Here is a 23,633-nt window from a genome sequence, read left to right as displayed (position 1 = left end):
CCATGGATGCCCTCGACGACCTGCTGCGCGCCGCCCTTCACGAGATGGACCGCGGCCGCCACGCCGAGGCGGCCGCGCTGCTCGCGCCGCATGCCCACCTGGCCTCCAACCCGCTGCAGCGCTACCTGGGCGAGTCGCTGCGGCGCAGCGGCCAGGCGCAGGCGGCGATCGGGCCGCTGATGCAGGCGCTGGCGCTGAAGATCGACGACATCGACGCCTACCTGCAACTGGCCTTCGCGCTGCAGACGCTGCAGATGAAGTCCGAGGCGGCCGAGTGCTTCCGCACCGTGGCCGCGCTGCGACCCGACAGCGTGATGGCGCAGGCCTACCAGGCCCATGGCGACCAGCAGTGCGCGCGCTGGGAGGACTTCGACGCCAACCTGCAGTCCTTGCATGCCGCGCTGCGCGCCAAGCCCGACGCGGCGGACGACGAGTTCGGCGTGCCCTTCGCGCTGGCCGCCCTGCCCCATGCACCGGCCGATCTGCTCAAGGTCGCCCGCCTGAGCACCCGCTTCCTGAGCCGCGGCATCGCCGCCTTGCCGCCGGTGCGGGCGATCGACAAGCCGCGGCTGCGCATCGGCTACCTGTCCAGCGATTTCCATGCCCATGCGACGGCCGCGCTGATGGTCGAGGTGCTCGAGTGCCGCGATCGCGCGCGCTTCGAGGTGCTGCTGTTCTCGCACGGTCCGGACGACGGCTCGCCGCTGCAGCAGCGCGTGCGCGCCGCCTGCGACGGCTTCATCGACGTGGGCGCGCTCGACGCGGCGGGCATTGCCGCGCGGATGCGCGCCGAGGGCGTGGACATCGCGGTCGACCTCAAGGGCCACACGGCCGGCAGCCGCTTCACCGCGCTGGCCGCGCGGCCGGCGCCGGTGCAGGTCGCCTGGCTGGGCTTCCCCGGGACCTGCGGCGCGGACTACATCGACTACGTCATCGGCGACCCGATCGTGACGCCGCTGGCCGACGCGCCGTTCTACAGCGAGCGCATCGCGCAGTTGCCGCGCTGCTACCAACCCGGCGATGCGACGCGCCGCATCGTGCCGACGCCGCGCGCCGCGCTGGGCCTGCCGGAGGACGCGATCGTGCTGCTGTCGGCGAACGTGGTGCACAAGATCCTGCCGCCCGTCTTCGAGGCCTGGATGGTGCTGCTGCATCGCCTGCCATCGGCGCTGCTGTGGCAGCTCAGCGGCGGGGAGCAGGCGGACGCGCGGCTGCGCGAACAGGCGGCGCGGCATGGCGTCGCGCCCGAGCGGATCGTCTTCATGCCGCCGGCGGACATGGCGGATCACTGGAACCGGCTCGCGGCCGCGGACCTGGCGCTCGACACCTGGCCCTACAACGGCCACACGACGACCAGCGACGCGCTCGCGGCCGGCGTGCCGGTCATGACGCTGCGGGGCGACGGCTTCGCGTCGCGCGTGGCGGAAAGCCTGCTCGTCGAGGCCGGCCTGCCGGAGCTGGTCTGCGAGACGCTCGATGCCTATGTGGAGCGCGCCTGCGCCCTGGTGGCCGGGCCGAAGCCGACCCTCCGGCCGTGGATCGATTCGCCCGCCTTCGCGCGCGACCTGGAGGCGCTTTACCTGCGCATGTGGGACCGCGCGGTGGCGGGCCTGCCGCCCGAGGCCTTGCCGGCCATGGCCCTCCCGGCCGCGCCGGCCGGTGATGCCGGTGATGCCGGTGATGCCGGTGATGCCGGGGACGCCGGGGACGCTCGCCGCCCCTGATAGCAGCGGGCGGCGGCGATCGTCGTCGCTGCAAGCGCCGCTCGCGCGCAATGCGCGGCGCGGTCGGGTTGACCGGCGCCATGAAGCCGAGCTGTGGGCCACATGAAGAATCGATGAAGCGCCGCGCCCGTGGCGGCGCGGGCGCCTCGGGGGCTGGTCCAATGCCGGCCATGAAGATTCTCCTGATCGAGGACGACCTCGACCTGGGCAACGGCGTGCGCATCGCGCTGACCGACCAGGGCATGGACGTCGTGTGGACCCGCCAGATGTCCGCCGCCTGGCACCAGCTGACGCAGCAGCCCTGCGATCTGGTGCTGCTGGACCTGGGCCTGCCCGATGGCGACGGCCTGCAACTGCTCGCGCGGCTGCGCCGCGAGCACGGCTCGCTGCCGGTGCTGATCCTGAGCGCCCGCGATGCGCTGCAGGACCGGCTCAATGGCCTGGATTCCGGCGCCGACGACTACCTCGTCAAGCCCTTCGAGCTCGCCGAGCTGCTGTCCCGCATCCGCGCGCTGGCGCGCCGCAGCTACGGTTTCGACGGCGAGCTGCTGTCGCTGCGCGGCCTGCAGCTGCACATGCCCACGCGCCGCGTCAGCGTCGAGGGCCAGCCGGTGGAACTGACCGTCAGCGAGTACGAGTTGCTGCGGCTGCTGATGATGCGCGCCGGCCGCATCGTCACGCGGCGCACGCTGGAGGAGCAGGTGCTGCCCGGCGGTCCGGGGAATGCGAGCAATGCGCTGGACGTGCACATGGCCAACCTGCGCCGCAAGATCGGCGATGGCTGGGTGCGGACGGTGCGCGGCGTGGGCTATGTGATCGACCAGGAGACGCGATGACCGCGTCGTCCTTCCGCCTGCCCACGCCGCCGGGGCCGCGGCGCGTGTTCGGCCGTGCGGGCCAGGCCTTGCACGAGGCGCTGCTGGCCGTGTTCCGTCCCAGCCTGGTGCGGCGCCTGCTGATGGCCCAGTTGGCGCTGCTGATGCTGATGTGGGTGATCGGCATCGTCCATCTGCTGAACCAGGGCGGGCGCGCCTTCCTGCTGCTGCAGTCCAAGCAGATCTATCCGACGATCCTGGCCATCGCCGACGACGCCGGCAGCACGCCCGAGCGGCGCCGGCATGCGCTGGACCTGCTGCACTCGGCCCTCGTCGAGGACTACCCCGCCGCGCCCGAGCGGCAGCCGGGGATCCTGGTCACGCGCGGGACGCAGGTGGTGTACCGATCGCCGAATGCGCCCCATGTCCTGCCGCCGGACGCCGGGGACGGGCTCGTCACCCTGCGCACGCCGGCGCAGCGGCTCCATACGCGGACGGTCGCCGGGCCCGACGGGCTGCGCGTGACGATGTTCGCGCCCGACGACGGCTGGAACCTGCTGCGCGCCCTCTACTCCGACGGCTTCTACGTGATGCCGCTGCTGACCAGCCTGCCGCTGCTGGTGCTGCCGGCCTGGCTCTCGATCCTGCTGGCGATGCGCCCGTGGACGGCGGTCGCCCGCGAGGTCGCCCGGCGCGGGCCGCAGGACCTCACGCCGCTGGCCTATCGCGACGGCCACCGGGAACTGGTCCTGATGGTCGACGCGATCAACGGCTGGATGCGGCGGGTGGGCGACAGTGCGCAGCGCGAGCGCAGCTTCATCGCGGACGCCGCCCATGAGCTGCGCACGCCGCTGGCCGCGATGCTGGTCAATGTGGAGGCGCTGCGCGCGGCGACGCGCGACGAGCGGGAACGCCAGTTGATGACGGGCGTGCTGAGCAGCGGCCATCGCGCCACGCGGCTGGTGAATCAGTTGCTGACCCTGATGCGCAGCGATGCGGCGGCCGCCGAGCCGGCGGCGCCGCTGGAGCTGGACCGGCTGCTGCAGGACCGGCTGGCGGCGCTCGAGGGCCTGGCGACGGCGCGGCGGGTCGAACTGGTCCTGAGCGCTGAAGCCGGCCTGCGCCTCACCGGCCAGCGCGGCGCGATGGAGTCGCTGGTCGACAACCTCGTCGAGAACGCGATCAAGTACGGACCGCCCGGCGGCGAGGTGCGGGTGATGCTGCGGCGCGAAGGCGGCCAGGCGCTGCTCGCGGTCGAGGACCAGGGCCCGGGCATTCCAGCGGCGCTGCGCGAGCGGGTGTTCGACCGCTTCTTCCGCGATCCGGTGCAGCGCGAGCCCGGCAGCGGCCTGGGCCTGTCGATCGCGCGCTCGGTCGTGGCCGGCCATGGCGGCCGCATCCTGCTGGCCGAGGCGGTCGGCAGCGGCGGATTGCGGGTGGAGGTACGCCTGCCGCTGAGGTAGCGCGAGCGGGGAAGCGCCCTTGGCGCGCGCGTTTTCGCCGATGGATGGATCGACGCGCCTTCCTTACATTAGTTCGATCGCCGCATTAACTCGCCGCTGACAGTGAGGGATGCGCCTGCCACCCCAAGCCCCTCGAAGATGCGCCGCTTCCTGCTTGCCTTGACGCTCAGCCTGCTTGCCCTGCAGGCGCAGGCCACCCGCCTGACCACCGTGCTCGATGGCGCGTGGCGCTTTCAGCGTGCCGATGTCGCCGGCGCCGAGGCGCCGGACTTCGACGATGGCGACTGGTCCACCGTCGCGCTGCCGCACACCTACAACCTGCCCGATGGCGAGACCGGTGGCGCCCCCTACCGCGGGGCCGCCTGGTACCGCCGCAGCATCGAGGTGGCACCCGCTGGCGCCGTGCGCCGCTTCCTGGAGTTCGACGGCGCCACGCTGGCCGCCGACGTCTGGATCAACGGCCGTCACGCCGGCCGCCATGAGGGCGGCTACGCGCGATTCCGCTTCGACATCACGGCGCTCCTGCAGCCCGGGCGCAACCTGGTGGCGGTGCGCGTCGACAACGGCAAGCTGCCGCACGTCGCGCCGCTGGCGGGCGACTTCACCGTCTTCGGCGGGCTGATCCGGCCGGTGCGTCTCATCGAGACCCCCCAGGCCCACATCGAGTTGCTGGACCATGGCGGCCCGGGTGTGCGCGTGGACATCGAGCAACTGACCGCCGACCAGGCCAGGCTTCGGTTGCAGGTGCAGTTGCGCAACGACGGCGACCGGCCGGCCCGACGCAAACTGCGCCTGACCCTGCGCGATGCCGACGGGCGATCCGTGGCGCAGCATGTGCAATCGGTGCAGCTCGATCCTGCCGCGCCGCTCACGGCGACCGCGACCCTCGAGGTGCGCCAGCCGCGGCTGTGGCAGGGCCTCCGGGATCCCTACCTCTACCGCCTCAGCGCCGAGCTGGTCGAGGCCCGCACCGTGGCCGATACCGTTCAACTGCCGGTCGGGCTGCGCCAGTTCGGCGTGGACCCGCAGCGCGGCTTCCTGCTCAACGGCAAGCCCTACCCGCTGCATGGCGTCAACTACTTCCACGCCGGCCGCCCCGGCCACGGCGTGGCGGTGGGCACTGCCGAGATCGACGAGGACCTCCGCCTCCTGATGGACATGGGCCTCACCGCCCTGCGCCTGGTGCATTACCAGCATCCCGCCTACACCTACGAGCGCGCCGACCAGCTCGGGCTGGTGCTGTGGACAGAGATTCCACTGAACTCCCTGATGGCGGAGACGCCTGCGTTCCGCGACAACATCCAGGCTCAGCTGCGGGAGCTGATCCGCCAGAACCACCATCACCCTTCTGTCGCCGTCTGGGGCGTGGGCAACGAGGTCTACCGCAGCGACGAGCCCATCCGCGCCCTGCTGGCCGACCTGCATGCGCGAGCCAAACAGGAGGATCCCTCGCGGCTGACCAGCTATGCCCACTGCTGCGCGCCGGATGACCATCCCATGGCGCTGCAGACCGACCTGGCCTCCTACAACCGCTACTGGGGCTGGTACGACGGCGAGTTCAAGGACATCGGCCCCTGGGCCGACAAGCTGCATGCCCGGATGCCGGAGAAGCCCATCGGCCTGGGCGAGTTCGGCGCCGGGGCCAGCGCCCTCCAGCAGGAAGACCCGCCGCGCCGCCCGGAGCCGGGCGGCCGCTGGCATCCCGAGCAGTACCAGGCGCTGTTCCATGAGACCTATGCGGCCGAGGTCGCCCGGCGGCCCTTCCTGTGGGGCAGCTTCATCTGGCTGGGCTTCGACCATGCCGCGGCGAACCGCCATGAGGGCGACACCACCGGTCGCAACGACAAGGGACTGGTGACCTACGACCGGCGCCACCTGAAGGACGCCTACCACCTGATGCGCGCCTGGTGGAGCGATCGGCCCGTGCTGCATCTGACCAGCAAGCGCCTGATTCACCGGCCGGTGGGCCCGGTGGGCATCAAGGCCTACAGCAATGCCCGCAAGGCGACCCTGGCGGTCAATGGCAAGGAGGTGGGCACCGTGGAGGTGGTGGACCGCATCGCCCGCTGGCCCGGCGTCGCGCTGGAGGCGGGCCGCGTCGTGCTGACGGTCACCGACGACCGGGGCAGCAGCGACAGCGTCGAGTGGGAGATCGGCGGCCGCGCGCCGGACGCACCCGGCCCGTCACGCGTGCCGCAGACAGGCGGCTGAACGGCGCGCAGGGCCGGACGGCGACGGCCGGCCCCCCGTCGCGATGGCCGCCTACTGGCGACGCAAGGCCGCCTCGGCCCAGGTGACCGGCATCGCAGCGGGATCCGTCGCCGTCGCGCGGACCACGAGTTCAATCAACTTGACGCCGGAGACGTCGACAGACAGTGGCTGGGCGGCGTCTCCCCACTTCAGCGAACGGCTGGCGCCCAGCAACTTGCCGTCGCCATAGACCGAGAAGGTGGCTGAGCTGTCGAGGTCCCGCGCCGAATCGTTGACGCCGACACTGGCGGTGAAGCGGCTGTAACCGGTGTTGCGCACTTCGAGACGCGAATTGGCGAGCACGCCAATGCCTGTCTCGAACCGCCTGCCATTGACCGACAGGGCCTCGCCGAACGGTGCGCCATCGGGCTGCACGCCGCCCCACCCGCCGTAGATCGGTCGCTCGCCGCTGCCGCTCGTGCCATGCCAGCCGAACGCCGAGCGGTGGATGGTGGGATCAGGCATCGGTTGCCGGACACCGTCGACCGCCGGATTGACGTTGCCGGGCTGTTCGGAAAGAAACAGGCCGTCCGGCAGCACCCGGGTGCCGCGCGCCTTGAATACCAGCGTCTGACGCCCGTCCAGCTTCAGATTCAACTTGCCACGCAACTGTTGATGCTGGCCGCTCCAGAGGTCCACGAGATCCACCACGGCGTCGTCGCGGAACTTCATATGGGCGGCGGTGAGGACCACCTCCAGTGCCGCGGCGCCGCGATTGAATACCGCCACGGCCTTGTCGCCATCGCTCAAGGTCTTCACCAGCACCTGCACGTCGTTGCTGTCGTAGGCAACGACGGCCTGATGGCCGGCGGGGTCTTGGTTGATGGCGATCAGTTCCTGATTGCCGAGGAGCTTGACCAGCGACTCCGGCGCGTTGCGCATGTCCATGCCGATGAACAGCGGCGCGTTCAACATCGCCCAAAGCGACAGGTGCGAACGAGCCTCCGTCAGATGACTGGCGTCGAAGTCTCCCCTGCCGATGAACAGCATGTCCGGGTCGTTCCATGAGCCGGGATGCGCGTAGAAGGCACGCTTGGCCGCGCTGTCGTAGTTGGTCAGCATCCGACTCCAGGAGGGCGTGATGTCGTCGCTGGTCCTGGACAGGTTGCCGAAGTCCTTGCCCCACGCGCGCACATTGCCGGCGCCCCAGACGCACAGCGACAGCAGGAAGTCGCCATCCGGGTTGCTTTGCACCAGGGCTTCGTGGATCTCCCTGAACTGCTTCTGCACGCCGGGAATGTCGGACCGGGCGATCGAGTCCATGTCGAGCATCGGTCGCAATTCCCGGTACTTGCCGGAACGCACCTTCTCGGAGTCCGCGCCGAAGGCGCGCAGGCCGCAGCCGTCGACCTTGATGAAGTCGAACCCCCAGGTCTCGAAGAAGAGCGCGATGTCCTGCCGGGTGTGGCCGTAGAGGCCCACTTCCCGTTCGAGCACGGTGCCCTGGGGCAGGTCCCGGTCGTCGGGCGAGTACGCCTGCGAGCAGCTGTTGCGACCGAGGTCGGTGTAGATGCCGGCCTTCAGTCCCATGGCGTGCAGCCGGTCGGTGAAACCGCGGAACGACGGCGGCCCGCCGTCGCGACGCGTGGAGGGAAAGCGCTCCGAGCGAATGATCAACTGCCCGTCGGACACGCGGCGCTGCAGCCACCAGCCGTCGTCGATGTTGATGTAGCGATACCCCTTGGCCGCCAGACCGGTGTCCACCAGCGCCTGTGCCGCGCCCAGGATCTTGTCCTCGTCGATATCGGTCCCGAAGGCGTTCCAGCTGCTCCAGCCCATCGGGGGAGTCGCTGCACGTCCGGCGGTGTAAGCCGACCAGGTGCCCGTGGGCGAGAGCGGATCCGCGCCACTGGCGGCATGAAAGCTGGCGAGGAACAGGAGCGCCGCGGAACTCCTGCAGAGTCGCTTCAATGTGTGGTTCATCGATGGATTGGCCGAGAAGGACTGACTGGGATGGCGCAGCGCCCCGGCCGGAGGACCGGACCGGGGCGAGCGCCTTCGTCATGCGTGCCGGCGCCCGGAGCGCCGGCGGCCGTCAGGCGAATGCAATGCGCAAGGCGCTGACATGCCGACTGGGCAGCCGCTCGGGCACATCGACCTGCAAGGCCTGGGCGCTCTGACGGAAGCGCACCGGCCCGGCGCCCAGCAACTCGACCCGGCGCACCGGGCGAGACTCATGCGCATTGCCGCTGCGCAGCGACGCGATGTTCACCACGCCCTTGGGCTCTCCCAGCGTCAAGGCGTACAGCGCGTCGTCCCGGGTCGTGAAGCGGATGTCCTGCGGCGTGTAGGCGGTGTCTTCCTTGAAGGCGCCGCCGGCGGCTTCGGTCGGGCCTTCGCCATGGACCTTCCACGGCCGGGTGCCGTGGATCGCCTTCCCGTTGATCGCCATCCAGGCGGCCATCTCGGTGAGCAGCCGATCCGATTCGGGCGGGAGCGTGCCGTCGGCCCGCTGCACCACGTTGAGCAGCATGTTGCCGTTCTTGCTGACGATGTCGCACAGCATGGTCAACACCTGCGCCGGCGTCTTGTAGCGATCGTGCTCGGAGAAGAACCAGTCGCCGTTGGAGGTGTCGGTCTGCCAGGGCAGCGGGTTGATGCCCTCGAGCACGCCGCGCTCGACATCCTGCACGCCCACCTCGCGGATGAATTCGCCCGATCCCAGCGCCTTGTGGTTGTAGACGGCCTGCATCTCGCCATTGCGGCGCACCGAGGTGTTGAACAGATGCGCGATCGCGGCGCGGCCGACTTCGCCGAACGGGATGCCGCCGTCCGAATACAGCAGGTCCGGCTGGTGGCTGTCGATCAGGTCGATGATGCGGCGGTACCAGATCTCGTGGAACTTCGGATTGGTCGTGTACCAGTCGCCGCCGCGATTCAGATAGGGCGTGTTGTGCGGCTCGTGATAGAGATCGGCGTTCTCCGGCTTGGCGCCGTCATAGGCCACGCCGAGCTTCGGCCAGAACTGGTCGCATTGGTGGCTGGGCCACCACCAGTTGTGGCTGGCCCCCAGGTGCTCGGAAACGCCGAAGCGCAGGCCGCGCTTGCGGGCGGCGCGGGACCAGTCGCCCACCACGTCGCGCATCGGGCCGAGCTGGGTGGCGTTCCAGCGGTGGTGCCTGGAGTTCCAGAGATCGAAGTTGTCGTGGTGCACGCCCATCGACACGAAGTACTTGGCGCCAGCGGCCACGTAGCGGTCCATCAGCGCTTCGGGCTCGAAACGCTCTGCCTTCCACAGCTTGATGACGTCCTTGTAGCCGACCTCGGACGGATGGCCATAGTGCTTGAGGTGATGGTCGTAATGCGGGTGGCCCGGCACGTACATGAAGCGGGCGTACCAGTCGCCTTGGCGGGGCACGGCCTGCGGGCCCCAGTGCGACCAGATGCCGAGCTTGGCATCGCGGAACCAGGCCGGCACCGTCGACGCGCGCAGCGAATCGACCGCGGCGGTGAACGGGCCCCGGGCCGGGGGCGGCGTGTAGGGCGCGGGCGCCTGGGGCGCGCTGCCCTGCGCCTGCGCCATGCGGGCGATGCCCATCCCGGCCGCGGTCAGCAGCGGGGTGACAAGGAAAGCGCGTTTGCTCTGATCGGACACATGGACTCCAGCTGGTGTTGGTCGGTGCTCCGCCTCCAGCGTCCATCGCGGTTTGCAAGACGAGCCGGCGCGGTCAGCCCGCAGTCGACCACGCCAGGACGACGATGCGTATCCGGTCTTACCAGTAGAGTAATTATCAACTGTGGTCTTACCGGATGCCGGCAGGAGCCACGGTCCATTCGAAGCGACACCTCGCCTGCCGGAGGCGCTCAGGCCGGCTCCTCGACCCGCCAGGCAGTGCCGCGATCAGTACTCGTCGCCGCCCGGGCTCACGTAGCCGGGCGCGAGGTTCTCGAACTTGGTGTTCTGACGCGCGAAAGCCAGCTTCACCGTGCCCACCGGGCCGTTACGCTGCTTGGCGATGATGATCTCCGCGACACCCGGCTCCTTGCACTCGTCCTTGGTGTAGTACTCGTCGCGGTAGATGAACATGATGATGTCCGCGTCCTGCTCGATGGCGCCCGACTCGCGCAGGTCGGACATCATCGGACGCTTGTCCGGCCGCGTTTCGACCGAGCGGTTCAGCTGCGACAGCGCGATCACCGGGCAGCGCAGTTCCTTGGCCAGGGCCTTCAGGCCCCGCGAGATCTCGCCCACCACGGTCGCCCGGTTCTCCTCGGAACCGCCGCCGTTGCCGCTCATCAGCTGCAGGTAGTCGATGATGATCAGGCCGATCTGGCCCGAGATCCGCGCCTGGCGCCGCGCTCTGGCGCGCACTTCGCTGGGCGACAGGCCGGGGCTCTCGTCGATGTAGATCGGCGCGTTGCCGAGCTTGTCGACGGCCTCGGCCAGGCGCCCCCATTCATCGTCCTTCAGCCGGCCGGTGCGCAGGTTGCTCTGGTCGATGCGGCCGATCGAGCCGACCATCCGCAGCGCCAGCTGCGCCGCGCCCATTTCCATCGAATAGATGATGACCGGCAGGCCCTCGTTGATCGCCACCGCCTCGCCGATGTTGATCGCGAACGCGGTCTTGCCCATCGACGGCCGCGCCGCCAGGATGATCAGGTCGCCGCGCTGCAGGCCCGCCGTCATGCGGTCCAGGTCGTAGAAGCCGGTGCGCACGCCGGTGACGTCCTCGGCGCCCTGCTCGGCCAGTTCGTTGACCCGGTCCATCAGCTCGACCATCAGCCGGTCCATGCTCTGGAAGCCGGTGCCCCCGCGCGAGCCTTCCTCGTTGATGCGGAAGATCTTGCCTTCGGCCTCGTCCAGGATCTCGTTGACCGCACGGCCCGCCGGATTCAGCGCAGCGGTGGCGATCTCGTCGGACGTCGCCACCAGCTTGCGAAGGATCGCCCGCTCGCGAACGATCTCGGCATAACGGCGCAGATTGGCGGCACTGGGCACGCCCTGCGCCAACGCATTCAGGTAGGCCAGGCCGCCGCACTCCTCGGCCTTGCCGACCGAGGTCAGTTCCTCGAACACGGTCACCACGTCCGCCGGCTTGCCGGCATTCACCAGCTTGCCGATCGCGGCGTAGATCTGCTTGTGCTCGTAGCGGTAGAAGTCGGTGTCGCTGAGCGTGTCCGCCGCCTTGTCCCAGGCGGTGTTGTCGATCAGCAGGCCGCCGAGCACGCTCTGCTCGGCCTCCACCGAGTTCGGCGGCACGCGCAACCGCGCGATTTCGCTGTCGCTGGCACCGGACCCGGGCGTGGTGAAGATCGCGGACATTGTGGACAAGCCTGTGGATGAGCGTGGGATAGCTTGTGGGGCGAGCGGGATAACTCACCCCCGAAAAAGCAGAAAGCCGACGGCTTCGCAGCTGTCGGCTTTCTTGATGTTGCCCCGATCTCGGTCAACGGCATAGCCGCTGAGAGTCAGGACATCCCCAATGGACGCGCAGAGCGCCCACCGGGTGTATCGAGCGATTACTCGACTTCGGCGACGACCTTCACGGTCACTTCCACCACCACGTCGGTGTGAGGAGCGACGGAGACGGGGAACTCGCCGACGGTCTTCAGCGGACCGTTGGGCAGGCGCACCTGCGACTTGGCGATGGCCGTGCCGGCCTTGGTCAGCGCTTCGGCGATGTCGGCGTTGGTCACCGAACCGAACAGACGACCGTCAACGCCGGCCTTCTGGGAGATGGTGACGGTGTTGCCGGCGATCTTCTCGCCCAGGGCTTGCGCGGCGGACAGCTTCTCGGCGGCGACCTTTTCCAGTTCGGCGCGCTTGGCTTCGAATTCCTTGATCGCGGCTTCCGTGGCGCGGCGCGCTTGACGGGTCGGGATCAGGAAGTTGCGGGCGTAGCCGTCCTTGACCTTGACGACGTCGCCGAGGTTGCCCAGGTTGGCCACTTTTTCCAGCAGGATGACTTGCATGGGGTGGACTCCTTAGACCTTGTGCTGGTCGCTGTAGGGCAGCAGGGCCAGGTAGCGGGCGCGCTTGATGCACACCGACAGCTGACGCTGGAAGAACGCGCGCGTGCCGGTCAGGCGAGCGGGAACGATCTTGCCGTTTTCGCTGATGAAGTCGCGCAGGACGTCGACGTCCTTGTAGTCGATCTGCTCGACACCGGCGACGGTGAAGCGGCAGAAACGCTTGCGCCGGAACAGCAGCGATTGTTGGTTGCGCTTGGGCTTGCGGTCCTTGGAGAACCGACCTTTACCACGTGGCGGGGGCATAGTGACCTCTTGATCTATCCAGATGTAAACGAATCGCGCGACGTGCCGCTCTCTTCAACCTTGTCAGGGGTCCAGGCCGGTGATGTGAAACACCGTGCCCCGACCTTGCCGCTGCGCCGAGAGAAATCCGGTGAACACCGTCTTCTCCGTCAGGCCCAGCGCCTGCACCCGCTTCACGATCTCGCCGATGGCCACCGCCTTGATCTCCAGCGCGATCTTGCGCGGAGCGCCGGCTTCGTCGGCCATGGACTCATGCTTGAGCATCAGGTCCAGGGCGGGGAGCCCGGCGGGGGTGTATCGGAGAGCCGCTTTCTCGAGGATCTGCGCCTGCAGCACCAGTCGGTTCATGCCTGCGCGGATCGGCGGGAAGGATTATGAGAACGTCAGGGAGTCGCGCCTGTCAGCTCAGGCGGACGCTTCTTGCGGAGCCTTGCGGGCTTCTTCGCGCTCGACGGCCTTCATCATCACCGACGGGTTCGTCTCGGCCTTGTCCTTGACGACGGTCAGGTGACGCAGCACGGCGTCGTTGAAGCGGAAGCCGGTTTCGATTTCAGCCAGGACTTCCTTGCTGCACTCGATGTTCAGGCACAGGTAATGCGCCTTGGCCAGCTTCTGGATCATGTAGGCCAGCTGACGGCGGCCCCAGTCTTCCACGCGATGCACCTTGCCACCACCGTTGGTGACCAGGCCCTTGTAGCGCTCCAGCATCGCCGGAACCTGTTCGCTTTGATCCGGATGGATCAGCAGAACGATCTCATAGTGACGCATGTGAACTCCTTATGGGTTTCAACGACCGCCGGCACCGGCACCCGAAGGTGCCCTGCCCTTGGCCTGAAAGCCGGACCCCAGCGTCAACTCCTGGGCCCGGCAAGGGAATCGCGGATTCTAGTCGAGTTTGAGGGTGGCCGTCCAGCGCCCGGCTGCGGACCGGGTCGACTCACGGCGTGGCGCCGGTCACCCGCGCCTGCAGCGCCCGGGCCGTCGGCGGCGGTGCCGGGGTCAGCAGGCTGACCGCCACAAGCGCCGCCACCCCCGCCGGCAGCCCGAACAAGGCCGCGGCCATCGGCTGGATGCCCCACCACAGCTGCGGCTCGCCACCCAGGCCCAGCGCCTGGCGCAAACCGGCGTGGGCGCCGATCATGTAATAGAGCGTCGTTCCCAGCCCGACCAGCATGCCGGCGGCGGCGCCCTGCTTGTTGGCGCGTTTCCAGAAGATGCCGGCGACCAGCACCGGCACCAGCGTCGAGCCCGACAGCGAGAACGCCGCCGACACCAGAAGCAGGATGTCCGCCGGCTTCTGCGCGGCCACCGCCGCCGCGGTGAGCGCGGTGGCCAGCAGCAGCGCCTTGGAGATGGTGACCCGCTGGGTCATCGACGCGCGCGGATTCATGACCCGGTAGTAGACGTCGTGCGAGAGCGCGCTGGAGATCGTCAGCAGCAGCCCGTCCGCCGTCGACAGCGCCGCCGCCAGCGCGCCGGCCGCGACCATCGCGGCCAGCACGTGCGGCAACCCGGCGAGCTCCGGCGTCATCAGCATGACCACATCGCCCCCGAGCCGCAGCTCGCCGAGCTGCAGGATGCCGTCCTGGTTGATGTCCTGGATGCTCAGCAGGCCGGGATCGACCCGCATCCATTGCTTCATCCAGCCGGGCAGTTCGGCGATCGGCGTGCCGACGAGTTGATGCAGCACCTCGTGCTTGAGCATCACCGCCAGGGCCGGCGCGAACAGGTAGAGCAGCGCGATGAAGAACAGGGTCCAGGCCACCGAGGTGCGCGCCTCCGCCACCGTCGGCACGGTGTAGTACCGGGTCAGGATGTGCGGCAGCCCGGCGGTGCCGACCATCAGCACCAGCACCAGCGCCAGGAAGTTGCGCCGCGACAGCGAGTAGGCCTCCTGCTCCGCCGGCGTGCCGTCGGGATCGCCGGCGAAGGGCCGCGCATGCGGCGGCATGCCGGCCAGCGGCTCGGCCCGCTGGTGGTTGGCGACCGCAGCGCGCTGCCAGAGCTCGCGGGCCTCGGACTCGGTGCGCGGCAGCGCGGCACGGACCTTCTCCGCCGCCTGGATCTGCGCCAGCGGCGCATCCTCGGCCTTCAGCCGGGCGATCACCTGCGAGACGCGCTGGCGCTCCGCGTCCAGCGATTGCGGCAGGCCGGCGATCAGCTGCTGGAAGTCCTTCGCCCGCTGCTCATGCAGGCTGCGGACCTGCAACTCCTTCGGATCGTGCAGCAACTGCTGCTCGCGCGCGGTGATCTCGCGGACCTCGCCGCCAGCGGTGAACTGCGGGAGCGGGAAGCCGGTCTGCTGCGTCGACAGCCACATCACCGGCACCACATAGGCCAGGATCATGATGATGTACTGCGCCACCTGGGTCCAGGTCACGGCCCGCATCCCGCCGAGGAAGGAGCAGACCAACACCCCGCCCAGACCGACGAACAGGCCGATCTCGAAGGTCAGGCCGGTCAGCCGGGTGGTGATCAGGCCGATCGCGTAGATCTGCGCCACCAGGTAGATGAAGGACACCAGCACCGCCGCCGCCGCGCCCATCACGCGCAGGCCGCGACTCTCGAAACGGGCGCCGAGGAAGTCCGGCACGGTGAAGCCGCCGAAGCGGCGCAGATAGGGCGCCAGCAACAGCGCCACCAGGCAGAAGCCCCCGGTCCACCCCAGCACGAAGGCCAGGCCGCCGTAGCCGGCCAGGTACAGGCTGCCCGCCATGCCGAGGAAACTGGCCGCGCTCATCCAGTCCGCGCCCGCCGCCATGCCGTTGTAGAACGCCGGGACGCGGCGACCGGCGACGTAATACTCGACCGGATCGGTCGTGCGGCTGAAGACGCCGATGCCGGCGTAGACCAGCACCGTCAGCAGCAGGAAGGAAAAGCCCAGCCACTGCTTGGGCATGCCCATCCGCTCGAGCACCCCCAGCGCGCCCACGAGCAGCACGAAGCCGATCGTGTAGGCACCGTAGCTGCGGTGGAGCCGCCGGCGGAACGCGGCGTCGGGCGGGAGCGTGGACATGGGGTGGGATCATCGCCGCCTTGTCCGGGGGGCGCATCCACAACTTCCCCGGTCCTGTCTCACTGCGTCGGCGGGCGCGCTGGCCGCCGGGTCGCGGGGCCTTGGCGGCCAGCGCCAAAACCCCCGCGACCTGCCGTCCCCCATCACTGTCGTCCTGCCACCATCCTGCGACCGGGCGCAATGAAGAACGGCCCTTGCGGGCCGTTGTTGCGGGGGTGGGTGATCAGCGCTTGGCCAGGCGCTGCCAGGTGTCGACGACCGTGTCCGGGTTCAGGGACAGCGACACGATGCCCTCGGCCGCCAGCCATTCGGCGAAGTCGGGATGGTCGCTGGGACCCTGGCCGCAGATGCCGATGTACTTGCCGGTGGCGCGGCAGGCGGTGATGGCGCGCGAGATCATCGCCTTGACCGCCGGGTCGCGCTCGTCGAAGTCGCCCGACAGCAACTCCAGTCCGGAATCGCGGTCCAGGCCCAGCGTCAGCTGCGTCAGGTCGTTGGAGCCGATCGACATGCCGTCGAAATGCTCCAGGAATTGCTCGGCCAGGATGGCATTGCTGGGCACCTCGCACATCATGATGACGCGCAGGCCGTCCTGGCCACCCGCGGCCGCGCGCTTCAGACCGCGCTCAGCCAGCATGGCCACGACCTTCTCGGCCTGCCTCACCGTGCGGACGAAGGGCACCATGATTTCGACGTTGGTCAGGCCCATGTCGTTGCGCACCCGCTTGAGCGCCTCGCATTCCATCGCGAACGCGTCCTGGAATTCGCCCGAGATGTAGCGCGACGCGCCACGGAAGCCCAGCATCGGGTTCTCTTCGTCCGGCTCGTAGCGGGAGCCGCCGATCAGCTTGCGGTACTCGTTGCTCTTGAAGTCGGACAGGCGCACGATCACCGGCTGCGGCCAGAAGGCGGCGGCGATCGTCGCGATGCCCTCGGCCAGCTTGTCCACATAGAAGGCGCGCGGCGAGGCGTGACCGCGGGCCACCGACTCGACCGCCTTCTTCAGGTCGTTGTCGATGTTCGGATAGTCCAGGATCGCCTTCGGATGGACGCCGATGTTGTTGTTGATGATGAATTCGAGGCGGGCCAGTCCGACGCCGCTGTTGGGCATCTGCGCGAAGTTGAAGGCCAGCTGCGGATTGCCGACGTTCATCATGATCTTCACCGGGCTGTAGGGCATCTCGCCGCGATGCACCTCGCTGACCTCGGTCTCGAGCAGGCCGTCGTAGATGAAGCCGGTGTCGCCCTCGGAGCAGGCCACCGTCACCAGCTGGCCGTCCTTGAGCTTGTCGGTCGCGTCGCCGCAACCGACCACCGCCGGGATGCCCAGCTCGCGCGCGATGATCGCCGCATGGCAGGTGCGGCCGCCGCGGTTGGTCACGATGGCGCTGGCACGCTTCATGACCGGCTCCCAGTTCGGGTCAGTCATGTCGGTGACCAGCACGTCGCCGGGTTGCACGCGTTCCATCTCGGCGACGCTGTCGACCAGCCGCACCGGGCCGGTGCCGATCTTCTGGCCGATCGCGCGGCCCTCGGCCAGCACCGTGCCCTGGCCCTTGAGCTTGAAGCGCTGCTCGACCTGGCCTTCGGCCTGGCTCTTCACCGTCTCCGGGCGCGCCTGCAGGATGTAGAGCTTGCCGTCCTTGCCGTCCTTGCCCCACTCGATGTCCATCGGGCGGCCGTAGTGCTGCTCGATGATCAGCGCGTACTTGGCCAACTCGATGACGTCGTCGTCGTTGAGCGAATAGCGGTTGCGCTGCTCGACCTCGACCTCCACCGTCTTGACCAGCTTGCCGCTGGCCGCCTTCTCCTCCGGCGTGGCGAAGGTCATCTGGATCAGCTTGGAGCCCAGGTTGCGGCGGATCAGCGCGAACTTGCCGCGCTGCAGCGCCGGCTTGTGGACGTAGAACTCGTCGGGGTTGACGGCGCCCTGCACCACCGTCTCGCCCAGGCCGTAGCTGGAGGTGATGAAGACGACGTCCTTGAAGCCGGACTCGGTGTCGATGGTGAACATGACGCCGGCGGCGCCCAGGTCCGAGCGCACCATGCGCTGCACACCGGCCGACAACGCCACGTCCGCGTGGGCGAAGCCCTTGTGCACGCGGTAGCTGATCGCGCGGTCGTTGTAGAGCGACGCGAAGACTTCCTTCATCTTGTGCAGCACGTCCTCGATGCCGACGACGTTCAGGAAGGTCTCCTGCTGGCCGGCGAAGGAGGCGTCGGGCAGGTCTTCGGCGGTCGCGGAGGAGCGCACCGCGAAGGACGCGTCCGGGTTGCCGGCGGTCAGGCGCTCGAATTCGGCGCGGATCGCCGCTTCCAGCTCGGCCGGAAAGGGCTGGGCCTCGACCCAGCCGCGGATCTCGGCGCCGGCGGCGGCCAGCGCGCGCACGTCGTCGGTGTTCAGGTCGGCCAGGCGGCGCTGGATGCGGGCGTCCAGGCCCTCGTGCTTGAGGAAGTCGCGGAAGGCGTGCGCCGTGGTGGCGAAGCCGCCGGGGACGCGCACGCCGGATTCGGCCAGCTGCGAGATCATTTCGCCGAGCGAGGCGTTCTTGCCGCCCACCGACTCGACGTCGGTCATCCTCAGTTTCTCGAAGGGTACGACCAGGGCGGTCGCCTCGAAGCGTGCATCAGACATGGGAAAACTCCGTGATGTTGAGAAACCGGGGCTCCCCGCGCGCTCCCGAGCAGGCCGGCGATGCCGGCGGCTTCGAGGGAGGCGGGCATGGCACGGCGCACGACGGATCTTGTCGATTCTTGTGGGCGTCGCGGCGTGGCGTTCATGCGGTGGGCAGGGGCAAGTTGCGGACGATTCTAGTGGGTCGTCGATCTATGATGTAAGCCCTCGTTCGGGGCCCGGCCGGTCAGATCCACCGGCCAAACTTCTCGCTCCGGCACGCGGCATGCCCGCTTCGGCGAAGGCTCCCCGACCGCTTCCAAAGGCCCGACATGACCCAGCACACCGTCTACTTCGTCTCGGATGGCACCGGCATCACCGCCGAAACCTTCGGTAACTCCATCCTGGCGCAGTTCTCGGTCAAGGCCCGCCATGTGCGCCGCCCGTTCATCGACAGCGGCGAGAAGGCCCACCAGCTGGTGCAGGAGATCAACGAGACCGGCGAGCGCGAAGGCGTGCGCCCCATCGTCTTCGCGACGCTGGTGAACCGCGAGGTGCTCAACGTGGTGCGCCAGGAGTGCAAGGGCCTGGTGATGGACATGTTCGGGACCTTCATCGCGCCGCTGGAGGACGAGTTCCGCATCAAGTCCAGCCACCGCGTCGGGCGCTTCTCCGACATCGCCAAGAGCCAGGAGTACCACGACCGGATCGAGGCGATCAACTTCTCGCTGGCGCATGACGATGGACAGTCCGCGCGCAACCTCGATTCGGCGGACGTGATCCTGGTCGGGGTGAGCCGCTGCGGCAAGACGCCCACCTCGCTGTACCTGGCGATGCAACACGGCATCAAGGCGGCCAACTATCCGCTGATCCCCGAGGATTTCGAGCGCGGCCACCTGCCCTCGCTGCTCGTGCCCCACAAGAAGAAGTGTTTCGGCCTGACGATCGATCCCGAGCGCCTGGCGCAGGTGCGCAACGAGCGCCGCCCGGGCAGCAAGTACGCCGACCTGATGAACTGCCATTACGAGGTCCGCGAGGCGGAGACGATGATGAAGAAGGCCGGCATCAACTGGCTGTCGTCGACGCACAAGTCGATCGAAGAGATCGCGACGACGATTCTTCGCGACATCCGCCCGGACCGGCTGATGTACTGAGCCGCGTCGCCACGGATGCCGGCTTCCGCGCTGGCCCTGGTCGTCGCGGCGGCGCTGATCCACGCGTTGTGGAACTTCGCCGCCAAGAAGGCGCAGGGCAATCATCACTTCGCCAGCATGACGGCCATCGGCGTCAGCCTGCTGTGGCTGCCGGTGGTGTTCGTGGTCGGGCTCGACGACCTGCCGGACTGGGGCTGGCAGGCGTGGACCGCCACCATCGCCAGCGCCGTCGTGCACCTGGCCTACTTCAATGCGCTGCTCGCCGGCTATCGCGCCGCGGACATGACCGTGGTCTATCCGGTCGCGCGCGGCAGCGGGCCGCTGCTGTCCTCGATCGTGGCGGTGCTGCTGCTGGGCGAGCATCTGGGGCTGGGCGGCGCGCTGGGCCTGGCGGGCGTCGTCGGCGGCATCCTGCTGATGGCGGCGGGGCCTGCCTTCTTCGCCCAGGGGGCGGGAAGCGCCGATCCCGAGCTGCATCGCAAGCGCAAGCTGGGCATCGCCTGGGGAGCGCTGACCGGCGCGACGATCGCCGCCTACAGCGTCATCGACGGCTATGCGGTGAAGGTCCTGGCGCTGTCGCCGATCCTCTACGACTACATCTGCAACCTGCTGCGCGTGCCGGTCAGCCTGCCGGCCGTGCTGCGGGATCGGGCGGGCTTCATGCCGGCGCTGCGCAAGCAATGGAAGCATGCGCTGGTGGTGGCCATCGGCTCGCCAGCGGCCTACATCCTGGTGCTGTACGCGATGAAGCTGGCGCCGCTGTCGCGGGTGGCGCCGGCGCGCGAGCTGTCGATGCTGTTCGCCGCGCTGATCGGCGGGCAGTTGCTCGGTGAAGGCGAACGCGGTTGGCGCATCGCCGGCGCGGCGCTCATCGCGCTTGGCGTCGCCGCGTTGGCGATGGCGCGCTGATTCGAATCAGCGTCCGACGAGTCGACGGCGCGCGCTTTCGTACAGGCAGATCGACGCGGCGCTCGCCACGTTCAGCGACTCCTCGCCACCCGGCTGAGGAATGCCGATGCGCAGCGCGCAGCGCCGCATGAGCGCCTCGGCGACGCCCTGCCCCTCATGGCCCATGACCCAGGCGCAGGGGTTGGGCAGATCGGCCTCGTGCAGCAGCGCGTCCGAGTGGGAGCTCGTCGCCAGCAGCGGCACCTTCAGCGCGTCGAGGTCCTCGACGCTCAGCCCCTCGACCAGCCGGAGCCCGAAGTGCGCGCCCATGCCGGCGCGCAACACCTTGGGGGACCACAGCGCCGCCGTCCCCTTGAGCGCCAGCACCTGACGGAAGCCCAGCGCCGCCGCGCTGCGTAGGACGGTGCCGACATTGCCCGCGTCCTGCAGGCGGTCCAGCACGACGGAATCGGCCTGCGCCTCGATGCGCGGCTGCGGCGGCAGCGCCAACTCGAAGCCGATCTGCGCCGGCGACTCCAGGCCCGACACCGTCTTGAACAGCGCCGGCGAGACGACCAGCACCTTGGGCGCCGCATCCGCCAGCGCCCGCAGCGCCTCGTCGGCCGCCGCCCCATCGGTGATCAGCGCCAGCGCCGGTCGTACCCCGCGCTGCACCGCCGCGCGCGCCAGGTGGTCGCCCTCCAGCCACAGGCCGCCGAGCTTGCGGTAGGCGCCGCCGTCCTGCGCCAGCTTGCGCAGGCGCTGCAGGTTGGGGTTGTCTCGGGCGGTGATCGACTGCCAGCTCATGCGGCGCCTTCTTCAAAATGGTCCAACGAACGGGCCGCGCTCGGTCCCGGGAGGGCTCAGGCGCGGCGGGATGCGCTCAGTCCAGCGCCGCAGCGCCGACCGCGAGGCTCATGTCGCTCAGGTCGAGCGATCGCACCGGCGCGAAGCTCTGCCGATGCCAGGCCGTGGCGCCGTGCACCCGCAGCGCCTCCAGGTGCTCGCGCGTGCCATAGCCCTTGTGGCTGTCGAAGCCGTACTGCGGATGCTGCTCATGCATCTGCAGGCAGAAGCGGTCACGGTGCACCTTGGCCAGGATCGACGCCGCCGAGATCGCCGGCACCAGCGCGTCGCCGCGGACGATCGCCTCGGCCGGGATGCGCAGCACCGGCAGCCGGTTGCCGTCCACCTGCACCCGTCCCGGCTTCAATCGCAGGCCCTCGACCGCGCGGCGCATCGCCAGCATCGTCGCCTGCAGGATGTTGATGCGGTCGATCTCCTCGACCGTCGCCTCCGCGATGCAGAAGCACAGCGCCTTGGCGCGGATCTCGTCGAAGAGCTGCTCGCGCTTCTTCTCGCTCAGCACCTTCGAGTCGTTCAAGCCCTTGATCGGACTCTGGTCGTCGAGGATCACCGCGGCCGCGACCACCGGCCCAGCCAGCGGCCCCCGCCCCGCCTCGTCGACACCGCACAGCAGGCCCTCGCCGGCCCATTCCAGGCCGAGCTGGGTCGGGCGCTCAGGCGCCGAGGATTTTCGCGATCGCATCGCCGGCCCTTCGCGCGGTGTTGCAGCGCAGCTGTTGGTGGATCTCGAGGAAGCGCTCCTGCAGCCGCTCGCGCCGTGGCGCGTCGTCCAGCCACGCCAACCCCTCACGGGCGATGCGCTCGCCGGTGCACTCGTCCTGCAGGCATTCCGGCACCAGCGTCTCACGTGCCAGCACATTGGGCAAGCCCACCCACGGCAGCAGCGCCTTGCCCTTCATCCGCCAGGCATTGAACCAGTGCAGCTTGTAGGCGATCACCATCGGGCGCTTGAGCAGCGCCGCTTCCAGCGTCGCGGTGCCGCTGGCGACCAGCGTCAGGTCGCAGGCGGCCAGCGCTTCCTGCGCGCGGCCATCGACCAGCGTCATCGGCAGGCCCAGGCCATGCTCGGCCATCAGCGCCTCGACCATCGGCCGCAGCCCCGGCGCGATCGGGATCACGAAGCGCAGCGCCGGCCGTGCCTGAAGCATCCGCCGGGCCGCCTGCAGCAGCGGCGGGCCGATGTAGGTCAGCTCGCTGCGGCGGCTGCCAGGCAGGATCGCGACGACCGTATCCCCCGGCGCCAGGCCAAGTGCGGCCCGCGCGTCTTCGCGCGGCGGCTCCAGCGGGATCTGGTCAGCGAGCGGATGGCCGACATAGGTCGCCGGGATGCCGGCCCTGGCCAGGATCTCGGGCTCGAACGGGAACAGGCACAGCACATGGTCCGCGCTGCGCTTGATGGTGGTCACGCGCTCCGCGCGCCAGGCCCAGATCGACGGGCAGACGAAGTGCACGGTCTTGATGCCGGCCTCGCGCAGCCGGTGCTCCAGGCCGAAGTTGAAGTCGGGCGCGTCGACGCCGACGAACACCGACGGCCGCTCGGCCAGCAGGCGGTCGCCCAGCTGGCGTCGAATCGCCAGCAGCTCGCGGAGGTGCTTGATCGCGTCCCAGTAGCCGAAGATCGACAGCTTGTGGCTGGGCCACCAGGCGTCGAAGCCTTGCGCCTGCATCTTCGGCCCGCCGATGCCGGCCGCGCTGAGCTCCGGCCAGCGCGCCTTCAAGCCCTGCAGCAGCAGGCTCGCGAGCAAGTCTCCGGAGGCCTCGCCGGCCACCAGGCCCAGTCGAGGATCCGTGGAGGTCATGTCACGCGTCCGGGCCGATCAGCGGACGAGGCCGCGCTTGGCGCCGGCCAGGAAGTCCAGCATCACCTGGATGTCGCGGATCGACTCCGCGTCCTGGCCTTGCTTGAGCGCCTCGATGTTGGCCACCGACTGCTCCAGCGTCGTGCCGTCGCGGAACAGCAGCTTGTGGATCTGGCGGATCACGCCCAGCCGGTCGTTGCTGAAGCCGCGACGGCGCAGGCCGGTCAGGTTGACCGCCCGCACCGTCAGCGGGTTGCCGTCGACCGTCATGTACGGGGCGACGTCCTGGGCCACGTGGCCCTGGAAACCGATCATCGCGTGCGCGCCGACATGCACGAACTGGTGGACGCCGGTCAGGCCGCCGATCGTCGCCCAGTCGCCGACATGGACGTGGCCGGCCAGCGTGGCGTTGTTGGCCAGCACGCAGTGGTCGCCGACGACGACGTCATGCGCCAGGTGCACGTAGGCCATGATCCAGTTGTCGGAGCCGACGCGGGTGACGCCCTGCTCCTTGAAGGTGCCGGTGTTGAAGGTGCAGAACTCGCGGATCGTGTTGCGATCGCCGATCACCAACTCCGTCACCTCGCCGCCATGGCTCATGTCCTGGGGCATCGCGCCGATCGACGCGAACTGGAAGATGACGTTGTCGCGGCCGATCGTGGTCTTGCCCTCGACGACCGTGTGCGGACCGATGCGCGTGCCCGCGCCGATGCGCACCTCGGGACCGATCACCGCGTAGGGACCGATCTGGACGGTGTCGTCGAGTTGCGCCTTCGGATCGACGATGGCGGTGGGATGGATCTGGGCCATGGGCGTGGAGAGGCTGC

19 protein-coding genes are annotated in these 23,633 nt (G+C 69.2%); 6 read left to right on the top strand and 13 right to left on the bottom strand.

The genetic code is table 11. The features are described 5' to 3' along the window. Positions 1-2: 2 nt before the first annotated feature. The 4 genes from CS062_RS11565 to CS062_RS11550 all read left to right on the top strand — a co-directional run bounded on the left by CS062_RS11565 (position 3) and on the right by CS062_RS11550 (position 6,213). A complete protein-coding gene (locus tag CS062_RS11565; RefSeq protein WP_099861780.1) occupies positions 3-1,724 on the top strand; it encodes an O-linked N-acetylglucosamine transferase, SPINDLY family protein in 1,722 nt (573 codons plus the stop codon). Between the two features lie 170 nt (positions 1,725-1,894). Continuing rightward, positions 1,895-2,560: a response regulator gene (locus CS062_RS11560; RefSeq protein ID WP_099861779.1), complete on the top strand. Its 666-nt coding sequence runs from the start codon at positions 1,895-1,897 to the stop codon at positions 2,558-2,560. Next, complete coding sequence (locus CS062_RS11555; RefSeq protein ID WP_099861778.1) at positions 2,557-4,002, top strand: sensor histidine kinase; 1,446 nt, start codon at positions 2,557-2,559, stop codon at positions 4,000-4,002. Before CS062_RS11560 ends, CS062_RS11555 begins: the two co-directional genes overlap by 4 nt. Before the next feature lie 138 nt (positions 4,003-4,140). Continuing rightward, positions 4,141-6,213 carry a glycoside hydrolase family 2 protein gene (locus tag CS062_RS11550; protein WP_099861777.1) on the top strand — a complete coding sequence of 691 codons (2,073 nt, stop codon included), beginning with the start codon at positions 4,141-4,143 and terminating at the stop codon, positions 6,211-6,213. A gap of 51 nt (positions 6,214-6,264) precedes the next feature. On the opposite strand, the gene CS062_RS11545 is transcribed toward CS062_RS11550, so the two are convergent. The 9 genes from CS062_RS11545 to ppsA all read right to left on the bottom strand — a co-directional run bounded on the left by CS062_RS11545 (position 6,265) and on the right by ppsA (position 18,119). Continuing rightward, positions 6,265-8,175 carry an NPCBM/NEW2 domain-containing protein gene (locus CS062_RS11545; RefSeq protein WP_099861776.1) on the bottom strand — a complete coding sequence of 637 codons (1,911 nt, stop codon included), beginning with the start codon at positions 8,173-8,175 and terminating at the stop codon, positions 6,265-6,267. 112 nt (positions 8,176-8,287) lie between these two features. Beyond that, entirely contained in the window at positions 8,288-9,847 is a 1,560-nt protein-coding gene (locus CS062_RS11540) for an alpha-L-fucosidase (protein WP_199174225.1), read from the bottom strand. Positions 9,848-10,093: 246 nt separating this feature from the next. Beyond that, positions 10,094-11,515: a replicative DNA helicase gene (gene dnaB / locus CS062_RS11535; protein ID WP_091723049.1), complete on the bottom strand. Its 1,422-nt coding sequence runs from the start codon at positions 11,513-11,515 to the stop codon at positions 10,094-10,096. 197 nt (positions 11,516-11,712) lie between these two features. Continuing rightward, positions 11,713-12,165, bottom strand: a complete 453-nt coding sequence (rplI, locus tag CS062_RS11530; protein WP_099861775.1) for a 50S ribosomal protein L9 — start codon at positions 12,163-12,165, stop codon at positions 11,713-11,715. 12 nt (positions 12,166-12,177) lie between these two features. Beyond that, on the bottom strand, positions 12,178-12,468 hold the full coding sequence (rpsR, locus tag CS062_RS11525; protein WP_067062534.1) for a 30S ribosomal protein S18: 291 nt from the start codon (positions 12,466-12,468) through the stop codon (positions 12,178-12,180). A 63-nt stretch (positions 12,469-12,531) separates the two neighbouring features. Further along, positions 12,532-12,816, bottom strand: a complete 285-nt coding sequence (gene priB, locus CS062_RS11520) for a primosomal replication protein N (RefSeq protein ID WP_099861774.1) — start codon at positions 12,814-12,816, stop codon at positions 12,532-12,534. Between the two features lie 57 nt (positions 12,817-12,873). Beyond that, on the bottom strand, positions 12,874-13,236 hold the full coding sequence (gene rpsF, locus CS062_RS11515; protein ID WP_091723036.1) for a 30S ribosomal protein S6: 363 nt from the start codon (positions 13,234-13,236) through the stop codon (positions 12,874-12,876). Between the two features lie 169 nt (positions 13,237-13,405). Then, positions 13,406-15,484, bottom strand: coding sequence for a sodium:solute symporter family protein (locus CS062_RS11510; RefSeq protein WP_099861773.1), 2,079 nt, complete (start codon positions 15,482-15,484; stop codon positions 13,406-13,408). Between the two features lie 223 nt (positions 15,485-15,707). After that, positions 15,708-18,119: a phosphoenolpyruvate synthase gene (gene ppsA, locus CS062_RS11505; RefSeq protein ID WP_099861772.1), complete on the bottom strand. Its 2,412-nt coding sequence runs from the start codon at positions 18,117-18,119 to the stop codon at positions 15,708-15,710. A gap of 311 nt (positions 18,120-18,430) precedes the next feature. On the opposite strand from ppsA, the gene ppsR reads away from it, so the two are divergent. Beyond that, positions 18,431-19,252 (top strand): posphoenolpyruvate synthetase regulatory kinase/phosphorylase PpsR, encoded by an 822-nt coding sequence (gene ppsR / locus CS062_RS11500; protein WP_099861771.1) that lies wholly within the window; start codon positions 18,431-18,433, stop codon positions 19,250-19,252. A gap of 15 nt (positions 19,253-19,267) precedes the next feature. After that, complete coding sequence (locus CS062_RS11495; protein ID WP_099861770.1) at positions 19,268-20,161, top strand: EamA family transporter; 894 nt, start codon at positions 19,268-19,270, stop codon at positions 20,159-20,161. A 6-nt stretch (positions 20,162-20,167) separates the two neighbouring features. Here CS062_RS11495 and CS062_RS11490 read toward each other — a convergent pair whose 3' ends face one another. From CS062_RS11490 to lpxA, 4 genes are all read right to left on the bottom strand, one after another. After that, a complete protein-coding gene (locus tag CS062_RS11490; RefSeq protein WP_099861769.1) occupies positions 20,168-20,947 on the bottom strand; it encodes a TrmH family RNA methyltransferase in 780 nt (259 codons plus the stop codon). A gap of 76 nt (positions 20,948-21,023) precedes the next feature. Beyond that, positions 21,024-21,689: a ribonuclease HII gene (gene rnhB, locus CS062_RS11485; RefSeq protein ID WP_099861768.1), complete on the bottom strand. Its 666-nt coding sequence runs from the start codon at positions 21,687-21,689 to the stop codon at positions 21,024-21,026. Then, complete coding sequence (gene lpxB, locus CS062_RS11480; RefSeq protein WP_099861767.1) at positions 21,661-22,806, bottom strand: lipid-A-disaccharide synthase; 1,146 nt, start codon at positions 22,804-22,806, stop codon at positions 21,661-21,663. Before lpxB ends, rnhB begins: the two co-directional genes overlap by 29 nt. An 18-nt stretch (positions 22,807-22,824) precedes the next feature. Then, the gene (gene lpxA, locus CS062_RS11475; protein ID WP_099861766.1) at positions 22,825-23,616 is read right to left on the bottom strand and encodes an acyl-ACP--UDP-N-acetylglucosamine O-acyltransferase; all 792 of its coding nucleotides are present in this window, start codon (positions 23,614-23,616) and stop codon (positions 22,825-22,827) included. Between the last annotated feature and the right edge of the window lie 17 nt (positions 23,617-23,633).

It is taken from the genome of Roseateles chitinivorans (genome assembly GCF_002761755.1).
GTDB lineage: Bacteria > Pseudomonadota > Gammaproteobacteria > Burkholderiales > Burkholderiaceae_C > Roseateles > Roseateles chitinivorans.
Note: the sequence above shows the minus strand (reverse complement) of the source record. Positions and strands in the feature narration are given on the sequence as shown.